Source organism: Candidatus Diapherotrites archaeon (assembly GCA_016205145.1).
GTDB lineage: Archaea > Iainarchaeota > Iainarchaeia > Iainarchaeales > JACQJH01 > JACQJH01.
On record JACQJH010000002.1, the window covers coordinates 397701 to 412028 of the forward strand.

Consider the following 14328-nt stretch of genomic DNA (forward strand, 5'->3'; position numbering starts at 1 on the left):
AAACATTCAGGGATTGTGAGGGGATGCCCCCTACACGGAAATCTCGCTTTGCTCGATACCCATCTGCGTTCTTTTCATATTAAAAATTTCGGGGCTGCAGAGCACCCTGCAGCGCAGGCTGGAAAAAAAAACCGTTGCCGAAGTCATGCGGCCTGCGCAAAAAGGGTTAAAAACTGCAGCGCAGACAATGCATAGAATGCGCGCAAACACAAAGACACTGTTAGGAATAGTCGCAATAATCCTGCTCGTCATCGCCGGATTCAACCTTGCGGCGTATTTCCAGAAACAGACAAGCAATAACAGCTGCAGCACCGAAAAAATAGCGTGCGAGCACGAACAGGAACTGAACTTTTTGAACGCAGCGCTGCCGTTCCTTTTGGCCGCGGCCTTCGCCTTCGGCGCGGGCATATTCTATTTCATGTCAGGAAAAGTGGAAACGACAAAGCAGAGCCTGAAAAAGAACACTGACGTTCTGCTGAAACTGCTCAACCCCGAGGAACGGAAGGTTGTGAACCTGCTTGTGGAGAACCACGGCAAGATCCTGCAGGCGGAAGCGACGAGGCTGCCGGGCATGACAAAAGTGAAATCGCACCGCATCATACAGCGCCTGCTCGACCGCGGCGTCATAGAAACAGAGAAGCTTGGCAAGACGAAAATCATCAGGTTCACCAAGGAAATAAAGGAAGGCTTGGAGTAGCCGCGGCAAGTCAGCTTTCCCCTGCGGCAATATTTTTAAATATGTGCTGGCACATATTGTAAATAGGTGGTTTATTGGTCAACATTACGCTTTCAATGCCGGACGAATTGTACGGCAAAATGCAGAAGCACCCGGAATTCAAGTGGAGCGAGGTCGCAAGGCAGGCAATCGCGGAAAAAATAAGCGATGCGGAGCTTTTGGACGACCTGAAAGCCATCGGCATCGCCGAAGACGAACACAAAAAAGGCAAAACGGTTTCCCACAAGGAAGTGCTCAAAAAATTGGGTCTTTGAATGCCTTTCGAAATAGAATATTCAACCAAAGCACTTGACAAACTGCAAAAGCTCGACAAGGCAATGCAAATCCAGGTCCTGAAAAGGCTTGAAGTGCTTTCCGGAAATCCGTTTCTCGCAAAGCCCCTCTCAAACGCGTTCAAAAATTTTTTCAGCGAACGCGTCGGCAAATACCGGGTGATTTTTTCAATAAGGGAAAATACAATAATAATCGCGAAAATCGAACACCGGGACAGGGCTTACAGGTAACCAAACTGCCTTATTCTTTTTTGAATATTTTAGCACAAAAAATATTAATAAATATCTTCGCCCTTCACATTATTTAAACAAATTCCGAAGTGGGCTTATGGGCTTTGACACGAAAACCGCACAGGCTTTGCCGGAGGAATCTCACGCCGGAAAGTCCGCGTTCCAGAAAAAGCTGGAGCAGGGCAAATTTGTCTTCACGGTCGAAGTGCACCTGCCCAAAGGAACGGACCTGGCCGAAGTGATGCAGAACGCCAAGCTCCTGAAAGGCGCGGTCGACGCCTACAACATTCCCGACAACACGCGCTCGGTCATGAAAATCGGAGGCATAGGCGTGTGCAGGCTTCTGCTTGAGGAAGGCTTCGAGCCAATCTGGCAGGTCGCGTGCAAGGACAGGAACCAGCTTGCATTGCAGTCGGATCTGCTGAGCGGCTGGGTTCTCGGCATCCGCAACGTGCTTGCCCTGACCGGCGACCCGCCGCAGGTTGGCGACCACCCGAACGCGAAAAAGGTGTTCGAATTCGAGTCAGTGAAACTCATAAAACTGATACATAATTTGAATGCCGGTTTTGACGAGGTCGGCAACCGCCTGAAAGGCAACACCAACTATTTCGTGGGCGCAACCTTCAACCCCAACTATTCAAACCAGGACAGGGCAATAAGAAAAGCCTATGCCGGCGCCAAATTCTTCCAGAGCCAGCTTGTCTTCGACCCGCAAAAATTCGTTGAGGAAAGCGCCAAAATCCGCGGGACCGGCGCAAAAATTCTCGCAGGAATAATCCCGTTGCAGTCAGCAAAAATGGCGCATTTCGTCGCGGAAAAGGTTCCCGGCGTGAAAGTGCCGGAAAAAATCATAAGGGAAATCGAATCCTCGCACAACCAGGAAAAAACCGGCATCGAAATCGCCCGCCGCACGATTAGCGAGATAAGGAAGCACTGCGACGGCATACACGTCATGCCATTGAAAAGGCAGGAACTCGTGCTCGAGCTTGTCGACTGAAAACGCGGGCAAAAAAAACTAATCGGACAAAACCCGTCTCGCATAAGCAAGCCCGCCTGCGGTCCAGCAAAAAGTGTCAGTCCGGTGTTTCCTGAGCAACCCGGCTTTTATGAACGCCTTCACGACATCACGGACGAATTCCCGGTCGTGCTTCGCCACATGCCTTGACAGGTTTGTAATCGTGGCATGCTTGTTCAGCGAATCACCCAGCTCTGCATAAAGCGATTGCACTGAAACCCTGAATTTTGGCAATGTTTCCAGTTCACTCAATTGCAAAACCAAAAAGATTTCACAAATTTCAAAATATAAACGCCGCCCAAGTGCGTTTCCCTTGACTGCCAAACTTACCTGTTTAATAATATTTTGAAATTCAGGATATTAGCATAAAGGAGGGAACAAGATGCAAACAATACAGCTTCCGGTTTCTGAAAGCATAAAAAAAGAGCTCGAAAAAATTCCGGCGTGGAAAGCGATGCTTTACCTGCAGGAAAACGGCGAAACGTCAGCGTACCAGCTGGCAAAAGCCCTCGGCTGGACAACCGGCAAGGCGCATGCCACCATAAAAAAGCTGGAAAAGTCAAAAGCCGTAAAAAGCAGGAAAACCACAGTCAACGGCAGGGCCGTGAAGCTTGTCAGGCTGGCAAACTAAACGTCCACGCGGAACAGCCTTTCCCTTTTTTTGTCCGCGCGCAAAACAAAGTCAAACTTTCCCGCCTGCAGGCACAAGTCCAAATCGCTTTCCGGGAATTCCGGCATGCCTTTGTCCAAAAAAATCTGCGCGCCGGGACCAGCGAGAATCCGCCTTTTCATGTTTTCAAAATCCGGCTTTTTTCCGGCAAGGCGCCATGCAATGTATTCCGCGCACAAATCGTCTTCCACCCTTTCCTCGATGCCGAGCTTTCCCATTGGCACAAGGGAAACGGTTTCAGGATTTTTTTCCATCAAGTATTTGACGACCGCGTCAGCCGTCAAAAAGCCTGCCGCCAGAATCTCTTTCGCGTGAAACGCGTGCCTTATCCCCGGGGTGCCGGCGGTTGTCCGGAAAATTATGGTTTTGCCGGAAAAATTTTGTCCAAGAATTTGCGTGGGCGAATTGCCGTAGTCGAAGCCCGGAACCTGCAGGCCGAACTCCTCGCCCATCAGCACGAAATCCGGATGCGTTTCCTTGAGCGCGAATGCTTCCTGCAGATGCTCGACAACAATCATTTCCCTTGCGCCCTGAGCAAAGACGTATGCGGCGGTCGAAAACGCGCGCAGGACGTCAATTATTACGACCGTGCCGTTTGCGTATTCCGCGCCCTCAAGCAGGGGAAAAACCCGCACTTCCATGCAAAAACCAGCCAGACAACATTTAAAAAAACAAAATGCGCAATCATTGCGGCATGCCGACTTTGACCGTTTCCGATTCAATGCAACTGCTCAAAAGGCACGGCATTCCAGTCGTCGAAAGCGTCGAAGTCAAAACCGAGCCCGAGCTCAAAGCGGCTTGCAGGAAACTCCGCTACCCGATTGCCATGAAAATCGTTTCAGAAAAGTTCTCGCACAAAACCGACAAGGGGGGAGTAAGGCTGAACATAGATTCGCTTGCAAAGGCAAAACGCGCATTGCACGACTTCAGGAAAATGCCGGGATTCCAAAGCGCGATGCTCCAAAAACAGCTCGCCGGCCGAGAAATAATCATAGGCGGAAAATTCGACGAACAGTTCGGCCACACAATACTGTTCGGCCTGGGCGGCGTTCTCGTCGAAGTCATAAAGGACTTTTCCATCCGCATCTGCCCGATAACGCGAAAGGACACGAAAAAAATGATAGCCGAAATCAAGGGCTACCCCATCCTGGCAGGGGTGCGCGGCCAAAAGCCCATAAACTTCCACGAACTGGAAGAGATTCTGCTCAAAACCGCGGAAATGCTCGAAAAAGAAAACATAAAAGAATTGGACATCAATCCGCTGATTGCCACGCCCGAAAAAATCGTTGCAGTGGACTGCCGCGCAATAATCTGACCGGCTCCGCCAAAGCCACCAAACTTTCCCGTCCGAAGCTGCAAAAACAGGAAAATCCAGCAAAAAAATGCCCACAAATGCCAAATCAACATTTATTAATATTGAATACAATATTGTTTACAATATGAAACAGTATGCTTTTACCGTTGATGAAAACCTCATCCGCCTGGTCGACGAAATCGTCAAGGAAACCGGTTTGTACCATTCGCGCAACGATTTTGTCAGGGATGCGTTGCGCAGCAAGGTTTTGGAATTCAGGCGCGCCCTGTCGGAAAACGAGCTTGAAAAAGAAGGGCAGACCGCCGGCGAGTTTTTCGGAAAAGGCGTGCACTAGCCTCCAACAAGACCCATTTAAATTTTTTACTTATTCTACTTATTTAAGGTGATTTGCCGATGGTGAACATGACTCTGGCCGTGCCGCAAGAACTCCACGAAATAATGAAAAAGCACGCGGAAATCAGGTGGAGCGAAGTGGCAAGGCAGGCAATCGCAAAAAAAGCCTCAGAAATCGAAAAAAGCGAGCCCTGGAGAAAATACGCGCTGAAACACTCATTGGAGGACTGGGATGCCGCCGATGAACTTTTCGAACTTTGAGCAGGGAACAATCATAACCGCGAACATAATCTTTTCAGACATGGCGGGGGTAAAGCTCAGGCCGGCGCTTGTAATCAGCAGCACAGAATATAACAAAAAATTTGCCGACATCATCGTGCTGAAAATCACTTCCGCAAAAGAAAGGCCCTTTCCGTTCAATGTCGACATTGCCGACGGGGACGTTTTCGGCGGAAAACTGAAAAAGGAATGCACGATAATGGCTGACTTTCCGGTTACCCTTGCAAAAGAGCAGGTTTCCGGCATAATAGGCAGGCTCTCAGAAAAAAAGCTTGCTGAAACAAAACAAAAAATGAAAACACTTTTTTCTTTGAAGTAATGAAAAAAAATAAATTCAACCGCCGGGTTGATTTTTTTTCAACATAACCTATTTAAGTTTCGGCAAAAGCATTGCGTACGGCTCCTAGATTCACTAGAGCCTGCTCGGTGCGTTTCCGCCTGGCCAAAAGCCCGGAAGCGCACCGTTTTCTTTCAAACAGTCATTTTTGGGGTTGGATGTGTGGCAATGAGCATAGCCGAACTGGCTTACCTGAAACTCTTTGACGAAAAAGTCAACGGCAACACGCCGCACTACCTTAAAGTCTTCCACGCCTCGAAAAGGCAGCGCTATTTCACGCACGACGAGCTTTCAGCGCTTTTCGGCAAAAGCAAGCCGCAGACAAAAAGAATCCTTGCCGGCATGCAGAAAGCCAACGCAATCAAAAAGGAAGGCTGCCTGTACAAGGCACTGCACATCACGGAGATTGCCGCGGCGGAAAAGGGCTTAATATGAACGGCATGAAAAAGTATGTATTAATTCATACTGGTGGTTTGTTGTTCGAAAGCATTTCAACCATGGGCCAGAGAGGCCAGATAACCATTCCAAAAACAATCAGGCGGATAAAGGGCCTGAAGGCAAACGACAGGGTCATAGTCAAGATTGAAGGCGGCAAAATCGTCGTGGAAAAGGAGTTAAGCAAAAAGCGCAAGGAAACGCTGATGAAAGAATATTATATAAAATACGCTGATTTGCACAGGAAAACCAACAAGGAATGGGAAGCCGCAGACATTGAGGCCAACAGGTTTTTGAAATGAATCTGAAGCGCGGAGACATAGTATTGGCAAACCTCGAGCCGTCATTCGGCTCTGAACAAGGCAGGATTAGGCCCTGCATAATAATCCAAAACGACATTGCAAACGCGTATAGCCCGACCACGATTATTATCCCGATGACATCCGCCCTTTCCGACAAGGAATATCCGACAGAAGCCAAAATACTGCCGGGAGATTCCGGATTAAAAGAAACAAGCATGGCGTTGTGCAACCAAATAAGAACAATATCCGTTGAAGACCGGATACTCAAAAAGCTTGGCTCTCTGAAGACAGCGGCAATGCTGAAAGTCAACGAAGCCCTCAAAACCAGCCTCGGCCTTGAAGAATAAGCCGAAAACGCCGGCAAGCCACTCAACCCATAGGTTGATTTTTTTTCAACCTCAGCCATATTAAGCCAGGTGAAAGGGTTATGTACGAGGGGTTGGCAATTGTTTGCCGAAAAGCAGGCTCAAAGGATAACGGCTGTTTCAGCCTTCGCACTGTTGCTTGTGCTCGCGGTTGCCGTAAGCGCGCAGACCAGCACAGGCCTTGCCCAAGCCAACATTCAGCCTGCCAATGCACCACAAGACTATTCTGAGGCAATCGCAAAAGTTTCCCCCGAACTCATGCAGCAGGCAGCGGAAAAGGCACCGGAAGCGTTCGCAAACATTCAAATGCCGCAAAACGCCACAGGTTTCCCGGAACAACCAGCCGCGGGCCAGACGCAGGAAAACGCAATTTCCATGCCTGAAAACCCAAATGGCATGCCGCAGGCAGTCAAGGCAATCTTTACGGCAAAAGACGGCGAAGACCTGCAGGCCATTGCACAAAAAATCAGGGAACTTGGCGGCACGGTCAAACAGGAATTCAAAATAGGCAATTCCCTTGTCGCTGAAATCCCCGCCGACAGGCTGTTAGAGGCAGCGTCGCAGGAAGAGGTTTCGTCCGTCTGGGACGACTTCAGCTATTTTGGTGCTCATGTCAACCAAAAAATGGTCAACTTCCGCCACCGAACCAAACTCCAAAACAGCCGGCAAATCGCTTAAAATATTCCCGGATTTTTCCCGCTTTATTGACCTTGAAAACGCTTCCAAAGAATCCAGCCATTCCAACGAAACCGAATACTTCTTGTCAGAAACAAGCAAAACCCTGTCCTTGACCATGCCAGACAAAGCCTTATGGACGGCCCGATACGAAACAGCCAAAGAATGCTCCCGCTTCAACTTGGCAAAAACCTCCTTAGCCGACAAAGCCGAACCAGCCCCCAAAACCCGCAAAACTGCAAAACAGACGTCGGATTTGGAACCGATGAAAGAAAAAACCATGCGAGATTTATACATTAAAAAGGTTTAAAAAATCAACAAAAAACACTAGACACGCCTTAAAAACGATGTAGAAAATTATAAAAACTTGTTAACGCTTTAGTTGTAACAAGGTGCTATTCTGTGAACGGGGAATTTTACGATATATTGCTAGTGGATTTTAGCGGCATTTTCCCGTTTAAACTGGAAAAAGAGGATGTCCTCACAAGGCAAGAACAACTTTCACAACATAATCTAGAGACATTTTTGTTAGAATTAGAGAAGAATCTCGGGGAAGAACTTACATACATTGGCTCGGATCTATTAGAAACAAAAATGTTCCATAGGGCATTACTAAAAGATGGGCTACTAGAGCTATTAATTGGCACGCCCATAACCCTACTAGCACACTACAAAGAAGAAAAAAAGGCCAAAAAATTCAAAGAATCGCTCGAAAGGACATTGGAAAAAACAATACCCGAGCATTTGGCGCCGCTGATTCAAGATTCAATTGAAATTAAAAAAATAAAAAGAGTTCTAGGGCCACCCCCACAAGGTTTTAGAAAACTCGGGAAGGTTGAATAATTATGGTTGAAGGAATTATAACAAAATGGTCAAAATTGCAAAAATTAAAAGAAAAAGGTAAAACGAGTAGAATTACTGTTGGCATCGGTTTATCAGAAACAAAAAATAGCGTAACAGCCACAAAAGAAGCGGCTCAAAAAGCATTAAAACAATTAAATGGCAAAAAACCAACCATTTCCTATGTTTATTATTCAGGCGAGTATGACCCGAATGAGATTAACAAAGGTTTAATTGAGGAATTAGGCGGAACCGATTATGTCGGGGGTTCCACAGACAGAGTATTATATAACGATAGAATAATAGACAACGGGATTCTAATAGTTTCGTTACAATCCGATTTCTTGCATGTTAGCATTGCTTCAGCAGAGAATATCTCCAAAGACCCTTATGGCATAGCAAAAAAAACGATAAAGGAAGCCGTTAGCAAACTTACCTTGGACCAATATATTGACCCATATTTACAGGTTTCAAGGATGAAACAAGGAAATGTCGAGTGGTTGCTAAAAATCCCATCATATTTTGTAATTGTTTATAGCAGAGGCCTCAAATTACCTGTAATGGGTGATGAAACAAAAATAGTTAACGCTGTTTTCAATGTGCTGGGTCCAAATGTCCCATTATTTGGCGGTAGCTATGGCGCGCCAATAGAAAAGTTGTTTGGCGGGCAGCCATACGAAATCAACATATTCCACAATGGAAAAGTGCTGAAAGATGGCCTAGTTGTAATAATAAATGCAGGGAATATTCTCTATGGGCAAGCGCTCGAGCATGGCGCAGTCAGAACTGACAAAATAGGATTTGTTTCCAAAACGAGCAATGAAGGCTATATAGTTAACGAAATATCCGGAAGAAACGTTATAGATTGGTATGCAGAAGAAATCGGCATTTCAAGAGAAGAATTTGAAAAAAGCAGTCAAACAATAACCCAGAGATGGCCGCTGGGCACCCCCGACGGATATGGAAACTACATTATCCGCGGTGCAGGGGTATATAGTAAACAAAATGGGAAAGACAGCCTTGGCTATGTCGCACCACTAATCGAAGGGTGGCCCGTGTACATAATGGACGCCAAACAAGAAAACCTAATGAAAGCCTCAGACGCCATTTCCACAAAAATACAAGAGTTCACAAGCGAAACAACAAAACCAGCAGTTATTTTCGCAAATTTGTGCGCATCACGAAGAGCAATATTCAAGGAAAAATTAGTAGAAGAACAGAAAAAATTAATAAAAAAATTTGGCGGCGCGCCATTAGTGGGATTCTCATGTTATGGCGAAATAGGTTCAGCCCCAGGAAAACCAGCAGGATTCCAACACATGTCAGCGAACATATTTGTGATGTATGATAAACTCTTAAACGAACTGAAATAGGACACCGTATGAAAAATTTATTAACCATAGAAGAGGAATTTAAGACATTTATAGAGAATTGCAATTCTGGGGAATATAAGAATATTTTAGATGTCCCCCCTCACATTTGGGGGTTACATGGATGGGAGCAAACCCCAAAAAAGAAAATTGAAGAGATACTATTGCCATTTATAAATCAAAACATAGAACGTGCAAAAAAGTTTATGCCAATCTACAAAAACGCTTATGCGGGCACAAACCCTAAAAAAATAGAAACAATTGAAGATTTTTGGCAAATTCCAGCATTAATAAAGGACAGCGGCAATTACGGCATAGGATTTAGGGAAAAAGTCAGAAAAAATCCGTATGTAATGCTGCCAACAGACATAAAAGAACCCACATATGTATTCCGTTCTGGAGGAACTAAAGGAGTTGCCACACCTACAATGGTAACTAAATTCGATATCGAAGTTGAGAGTCATGGATTTGCTCGCGGCTATCGATATGAAGGAATGAAACCCGGAGATATCGCAATGAGCACATATAATCCAACACACAAGGGTGGAGAATGCATAAAAGAAAGTTTCATTAAAAACGGAATGACATATATACCACGAAGAACCACAGACCCGCCAAAAGAAGTAATAGACATAATCGAGGCATATAAAATTAATGTCCTCTTAACCGTGCAGGGGCCGGTCGAGAGAGGGGACAATGAGCAAAAAGGTGGTGCTGGCGGGCTAGATTTATTTAGCTTGATAGAAGCCAATAGCGACATAATTGAAAAAAATATAGACATTATTTTTTTGGGCGGGTATAGATTGATAGATGAAGCTATAACTTGGGCAGAAAATGCAAATAAGCCGTTAGTCACACTATTAGGATCATCTGAAGCAATACCTCAAGCAACAAGTACTGGACTTGGACCTAAAGACAGGCTTTGCAAATTTAATAACCTTCATGTTTTGCACGGGCCCCACTATATCGAAGTATTAAAAGAAGAGTCTGGAACATTAGTGCCAGTAAAAAAGGGAGAAACCGGTCTTTTGGCTTATACTACTGTGGCAAGACAAGGAACGTTGTATATACGATATTTTCCTGGCGATGCGGCCACATTATTAGCCAAAGAGAAGGAATGCAATTGTGGCATAAAAAGCGAAATAATTACGGATGTAAATAGAATAGATCACCCGGAAGATGTAGTAAGCACGGGTTGTTGCATCGGGTGACAAAATGGAAAATAAATTTGATAATATTATAGGCGGAAAGCAACTCACGTTAAGTGGCAAATATTTTACTGCCGTAAGCCCATTTTATGAGGATTTCCAATACTCAATAGCCGATTCTAATTTTGCAGATATTAGTGTTGCGATATCAAAAGCAAAACTTGCGGTAGAAGAATGTGAAAAGTTAAAGTTTGAAGATCGGCAGGAAATATTGACGAAAGCTGCAAAAACAATAAAATTTTCAGATAAAGAAAAAAAGTCTGTTGTAAAAATGACTGGCATGCCAATAAAATATATTTCTAAATACCTTGAAGAAATACCACAACTTTTAGAAAACCTGCCAACCATTGGGGTAAATCGATATGGAGTAATAAACGGAATAATCGCAAGAGACCTATATGAAAAAGAAACGTTTCACAAAATTGAATTTCGCCACCCAGTTAATGGATTTGTATATGCAATAACTCCATCAAATGACCCGAGAACAACGACGTTGGTTTCAACAATTTTAACTATTTTAGGCATCCCCGGCATCATAAAACCAAGTAAATTTGATTGCGTGCCTGCAACAAAGGTTATTACTGCAATTATCAATGCCGGTTATCCACAAAACGCTTTAAATGTAATTTATTTTGATTCAGAAAATAAATTATCAAACACGCATAATTTCAAGTTATGCGATGCTGCTAAGGTAATTTGGCCATTTGGGGACGATAAAACTGTAGATCAGTTGCTCAGATTGGAACATAGAAAAATGCTTAATCTACAAAAAATTATGACTAACGAGAATAATATAAATCAAAAATTAGTGAAAAAAGTTCTAGACATGTTGAATAAATCAACTGATGACGCCCAAGAATATATAGAAGACCAGACAATAGATCACTTCGCATCAAAAATAGTATTAAGACACGCCTCTGGGCGGTGTGCCGGAATTGTGGATAGCGACTTTGAACCTAAAAAGGCAGTAGATTTAATACTAGAGTCCTCAATGACATACCCTATTGGTTGCAATTCGATGAAAGCGCTTTTTGTAACAGAAAAAGCATTCCTGCCCATCATAGAATTATTAAAAAGCAAATTTGCAGAATTGGAAAATAAAACCGGCGACCCGTTGGATGAAAAAACTGAAATTGGTTTGATAAACAAAGGTACGATAGATTATATGTCAAAGAGAATTAATGAATTGACATTATCTGGGCTTACTCAAACTATCGCAGGTGGCAAAAAATTAAGTGACACCCAAGTGACTCCTCGTTTAGTAACAACTAAAGACATACATTCAGAATTATTAATCAACGAAATACCAGCATACATTTTAGCAATAAAAAAATCCGAAACATTTGAGGATGCCGTCCGGGAAGCAAATATCGCGGCGAAAGAAAGTAACAAACTAGCCATTAGCATTTTCACTAACAACCACGAGCACATGAAAGCAAAGCTTAAGGCACACCATCTGAAAATTAACCACCCTACAACAGACGTAGATGGGATAATTCACGAAGGGAATGATTATATAATGCAATTAACGAAACCTCATGTAGTACACATCCAAAAAAGCGAGCTAAAGAAACACCCATATAGACCCGCGGTATAATATGCACAAGAAAGCAGAAGAATTGTTATTTGCAGATCTCCTAAGTTTCGGAGAAGATGGCAAGATAAATCTATTCAACACTGCCGCATTTTTGTTGCCAAGCGATTTTGTTTTAAAATTAGAGGAAAAACTATCAACAGATGAAATTTACAGCCTATCTAAAAAAATCCCCGAACCGATAATTAAAATATTGATAGAAAGACAGATGAAAGATTTAGAACGGCTCGATTTTATGTTGGAACTGGCAGAAGTACTTGGGATGGGGCAAATACAAATACCAGATTTTGATCAGAAAAAAAGCAAACACGAAGTAGTAATAAAAAATTCCACTACCAATAACGTATCCTGCCACCGCACAAGAGGATATTTGGCAACTATTTTTTCTGACTCACTCAAGAAAAAATTCGAATGCCAAGAAATCAAATGTGCTTCAAAAGGGAACGAATACTGCCAATTTGTTTTGACTAGCGAGTAATTCCAGAGATTTTTTCCCCGCTGAAAACATTCTCATCTTTAACTTCCAAACCAGTCGGCGTTAATTCCATCAATAGGCTATCTAAATTGTGGTTTGTTTGCCTCATTTTTCTGATCTTAAGGCTTCTTACGCTTTTTCTTGCTATCTCTTGAATATTAACAATAATCACGCCATCAGTAATAAATTCGCTTATCCCATCCGCAGATAATCTGCCTCCTTCTTCCGGCAATTCGGATGTCAGCAAGGCTGTTTTCCCGTATTTTTTGAGTTCCTGAATTAAACGGAAGAGAATGCTTTTCGCTATGACTTGTTCCGTGCGCGGTATGGGTGAAACACTTTCAGCCACCTGCACCAATGAGAATGCCGAGTCTTCCGTCAGGCCGGAAATCAGCAAAGCATCAGTCAGGGTTGTCATGGAGTCCACGACAATGCGTTTTGGCTGGAATTCTGCGACCATTTCGTCGACTTTTTTGATGAAATTGTCTCCGCCGGTTATGTCAAAGTATTTGATTTTGAACAAATGCCTTGTTTCCAGTTCATCCAAGTCCCAGCCGAAGCCTTCGGCCTGCCGGTGCAATTCTTCAACTGTCTGTTCAGTGGAAATGTACAATCCTTTTTCTCCGAAAAGCTTGGCGCCGTTAATCAAAAACTGGAGGCAAAGCGTTGATTTTCCCGTTCCCGCGCCGCCTGAAATAAGCACGAGGTTGCCGGCCGGGATGCCGCCGTGCAATGCCTTGTCCAAACCCTGAATGCCGGTTTTGACCTTGTTCTCCAAATTACTAGCCTTAGCCTTGCTCTCCACGAAAAAACACCACCGAACAAAAACAACTATAACTGATTAACTAAACGGCAAAGGTCGTATTTAAGCTTTTTTGGATTTGGCAAGGCGGCTGGCAGGCAAAAAAAGCGCTAATCGGCCGAAAAAAAGGCCAACGGTTCAAACTTTCCTGAAAAACTTCGCCTGCTTGCCGAGGTAGGCTTCCCTTATCTGGTCCGCCAAAGCCGGATCTTTTGCGACTATGGCAGTTATAGGCGCGGGATAGTCGCGCATTTTTGCCAAGTGTTCGCCAAGGTCAAAGCTTTCAAGGTCTTTTGGTATGCGGTTCTGTTCAAACCATGCCTGCCTAAAGGTCGGCTCGAACCAGACGTGGCAGACGAAGTCGCCTGCAACAAAAACGTCCTGCAATGCGGAAGCCGGATTGCCGACGAAGTGCACTTCGTTTATACCGAGCTTTTTGAGCGCATCCGCAAACATTTTGTCCAAAAAGTTTTTTTCGGCGCAGAAGCAATAGGTCGGGGTTTTTCGAAAATGTTCGGTCAGTTCCTTGTAGTCCTCGTCTTTTATTCCCACAATCGAGTAAACCGGAGCGGTCAGGAAAATCGTGGGCTTGTTTTCCGGGTTCGGAACCTGCATCAGGCCGCCGATGAGAAAGCGGGCCAGTTCGAGTATGCCGTGGAAGTGGAAGACTGTCGCATCCTTTTTGAGCATTGCGGAAAAGTCCTGTTCCGGCTGGCCGGAATACTTTGATTCGAGGGCGTGCGCGGACTGCTTGAGTTTTTTGATGTAGGATTCGCTTATCGAATAGTTTTTCCCGTTTTTTGCGAGCACTCCTTCGGAAAGCATTTGCGCAACGGTTTTGTGCACTGCCTGGTAGGAAACGCTTTTGCCTGAATTGCGCGAAACGCGCGCATGGATTTGTTTTGCGGTCAGCGGCCATTCCTCGCCCAGAACGCCAAGAATTAGGTCTTTTGTCGAGTTTTTCGCGGAAAAAGCCTTATCCAAGCAATAGCACCAAGACTTTATTGTGGCAAGGCGAATTTAAAGGTTTTTTCGGCCGGATGCCAGACGCTAAGGCGTTCTGCCAAAACCATA

Annotated in this window: 23 protein-coding genes; 19 read left to right on the top strand and 4 right to left on the bottom strand. The window is 44.5% G+C overall.

From position 1 onward, the window contains the following. Positions 1 to 196: 196 nt before the first annotated feature. The 4 genes from HY394_05245 to HY394_05260 all read left to right on the top strand — a co-directional run bounded on the left by HY394_05245 (position 197) and on the right by HY394_05260 (position 2236). Positions 197 to 697 carry a hypothetical protein gene (locus HY394_05245; GenBank protein MBI4053411.1) on the top strand — a complete coding sequence of 167 codons (501 nt, stop codon included), beginning with the start codon at positions 197 to 199 and terminating at the stop codon, positions 695 to 697. Between the two features lie 74 nt (positions 698 to 771). Further along, positions 772 to 990, top strand: coding sequence for a hypothetical protein (locus HY394_05250; GenBank protein MBI4053412.1), 219 nt, complete (start codon positions 772 to 774; stop codon positions 988 to 990). Beyond that, positions 991 to 1239, top strand: coding sequence for a type II toxin-antitoxin system RelE/ParE family toxin (locus tag HY394_05255; protein MBI4053413.1), 249 nt, complete (start codon positions 991 to 993; stop codon positions 1237 to 1239). 97 nt (positions 1240 to 1336) lie between these two features. Then, complete coding sequence (locus tag HY394_05260; GenBank protein ID MBI4053414.1) at positions 1337 to 2236, top strand: methylenetetrahydrofolate reductase; 900 nt, start codon at positions 1337 to 1339, stop codon at positions 2234 to 2236. 18 nt (positions 2237 to 2254) lie between these two features. Here HY394_05260 and HY394_05265 read toward each other — a convergent pair whose 3' ends face one another. Continuing rightward, positions 2255 to 2512 carry a hypothetical protein gene (locus tag HY394_05265; GenBank protein ID MBI4053415.1) on the bottom strand — a complete coding sequence of 86 codons (258 nt, stop codon included), beginning with the start codon at positions 2510 to 2512 and terminating at the stop codon, positions 2255 to 2257. Positions 2513 to 2636: 124 nt separating this feature from the next. Here HY394_05265 and HY394_05270 point away from each other — a divergent pair, with 124 nt between their 5' ends. Then, positions 2637 to 2885, top strand: coding sequence for a winged helix-turn-helix transcriptional regulator (locus tag HY394_05270; GenBank protein ID MBI4053416.1), 249 nt, complete (start codon positions 2637 to 2639; stop codon positions 2883 to 2885). On the opposite strand, the gene HY394_05275 is transcribed toward HY394_05270, so the two are convergent. Continuing rightward, entirely contained in the window at positions 2882 to 3565 is a 684-nt protein-coding gene (locus HY394_05275) for a 2-phosphosulfolactate phosphatase (protein MBI4053417.1), read from the bottom strand. The genes HY394_05270 and HY394_05275 overlap by 4 nt on opposite strands. Before the next feature lie 53 nt (positions 3566 to 3618). Between HY394_05275 and HY394_05280 the strand changes: the two genes are divergently transcribed. The 14 genes from HY394_05280 to HY394_05345 all read left to right on the top strand — a co-directional run bounded on the left by HY394_05280 (position 3619) and on the right by HY394_05345 (position 12455). After that, positions 3619 to 4239 (top strand): acetate--CoA ligase family protein, encoded by a 621-nt coding sequence (locus HY394_05280; GenBank protein MBI4053418.1) that lies wholly within the window; start codon positions 3619 to 3621, stop codon positions 4237 to 4239. A 124-nt stretch (positions 4240 to 4363) separates the two neighbouring features. Continuing rightward, positions 4364 to 4573, top strand: coding sequence for a ribbon-helix-helix protein, CopG family (locus HY394_05285; GenBank protein MBI4053419.1), 210 nt, complete (start codon positions 4364 to 4366; stop codon positions 4571 to 4573). A 59-nt stretch (positions 4574 to 4632) separates the two neighbouring features. Beyond that, positions 4633 to 4833 carry a hypothetical protein gene (locus HY394_05290; GenBank protein ID MBI4053420.1) on the top strand — a complete coding sequence of 67 codons (201 nt, stop codon included), beginning with the start codon at positions 4633 to 4635 and terminating at the stop codon, positions 4831 to 4833. Then, on the top strand, positions 4814 to 5170 hold the full coding sequence (locus tag HY394_05295) for a type II toxin-antitoxin system PemK/MazF family toxin (GenBank protein ID MBI4053421.1): 357 nt from the start codon (positions 4814 to 4816) through the stop codon (positions 5168 to 5170). The genes HY394_05290 and HY394_05295 overlap by 20 nt, the downstream gene beginning before the upstream one ends. Before the next feature lie 186 nt (positions 5171 to 5356). After that, complete coding sequence (locus HY394_05300) at positions 5357 to 5623, top strand: hypothetical protein (GenBank protein MBI4053422.1); 267 nt, start codon at positions 5357 to 5359, stop codon at positions 5621 to 5623. Positions 5624 to 5664: 41 nt separating this feature from the next. Then, positions 5665 to 5925, top strand: a complete 261-nt coding sequence (locus HY394_05305) for an AbrB/MazE/SpoVT family DNA-binding domain-containing protein (GenBank protein MBI4053423.1) — start codon at positions 5665 to 5667, stop codon at positions 5923 to 5925. Further along, on the top strand, positions 5922 to 6272 hold the full coding sequence (locus tag HY394_05310) for a type II toxin-antitoxin system PemK/MazF family toxin (GenBank protein MBI4053424.1): 351 nt from the start codon (positions 5922 to 5924) through the stop codon (positions 6270 to 6272). Before HY394_05305 ends, HY394_05310 begins: the two co-directional genes overlap by 4 nt. 99 nt (positions 6273 to 6371) lie before the next feature. Continuing rightward, a complete protein-coding gene (locus HY394_05315) occupies positions 6372 to 6968 on the top strand; it encodes a hypothetical protein (GenBank protein MBI4053425.1) in 597 nt (198 codons plus the stop codon). Next, entirely contained in the window at positions 6901 to 7275 is a 375-nt protein-coding gene (locus HY394_05320; GenBank protein MBI4053426.1) for a hypothetical protein, read from the top strand. Before HY394_05315 ends, HY394_05320 begins: the two co-directional genes overlap by 68 nt. 92 nt (positions 7276 to 7367) lie before the next feature. Next, a complete protein-coding gene (locus tag HY394_05325) occupies positions 7368 to 7808 on the top strand; it encodes a hypothetical protein (protein MBI4053427.1) in 441 nt (146 codons plus the stop codon). 2 nt (positions 7809 to 7810) lie between these two features. Beyond that, entirely contained in the window at positions 7811 to 9178 is a 1368-nt protein-coding gene (locus HY394_05330) for an FIST C-terminal domain-containing protein (protein MBI4053428.1), read from the top strand. Between the two features lie 8 nt (positions 9179 to 9186). Further along, the gene (locus HY394_05335; GenBank protein MBI4053429.1) at positions 9187 to 10386 is read left to right on the top strand and encodes a hypothetical protein; all 1200 of its coding nucleotides are present in this window, start codon (positions 9187 to 9189) and stop codon (positions 10384 to 10386) included. Positions 10387 to 10390: 4 nt separating this feature from the next. Beyond that, positions 10391 to 11980: an aldehyde dehydrogenase gene (locus tag HY394_05340; GenBank protein MBI4053430.1), complete on the top strand. Its 1590-nt coding sequence runs from the start codon at positions 10391 to 10393 to the stop codon at positions 11978 to 11980. A gap of 1 nt (position 11981) precedes the next feature. Then, on the top strand, positions 11982 to 12455 hold the full coding sequence (locus tag HY394_05345; protein ID MBI4053431.1) for a hypothetical protein: 474 nt from the start codon (positions 11982 to 11984) through the stop codon (positions 12453 to 12455). Here the strand turns inward: HY394_05345 and HY394_05350 are convergent. Further along, the gene (locus HY394_05350) at positions 12445 to 13257 is read right to left on the bottom strand and encodes an AAA family ATPase (protein ID MBI4053432.1); all 813 of its coding nucleotides are present in this window, start codon (positions 13255 to 13257) and stop codon (positions 12445 to 12447) included. The genes HY394_05345 and HY394_05350 overlap by 11 nt on opposite strands. Before the next feature lie 135 nt (positions 13258 to 13392). Then, on the bottom strand, positions 13393 to 14238 hold the full coding sequence (locus HY394_05355; protein MBI4053433.1) for a hypothetical protein: 846 nt from the start codon (positions 14236 to 14238) through the stop codon (positions 13393 to 13395). Between the last annotated feature and the right edge of the window lie 90 nt (positions 14239 to 14328).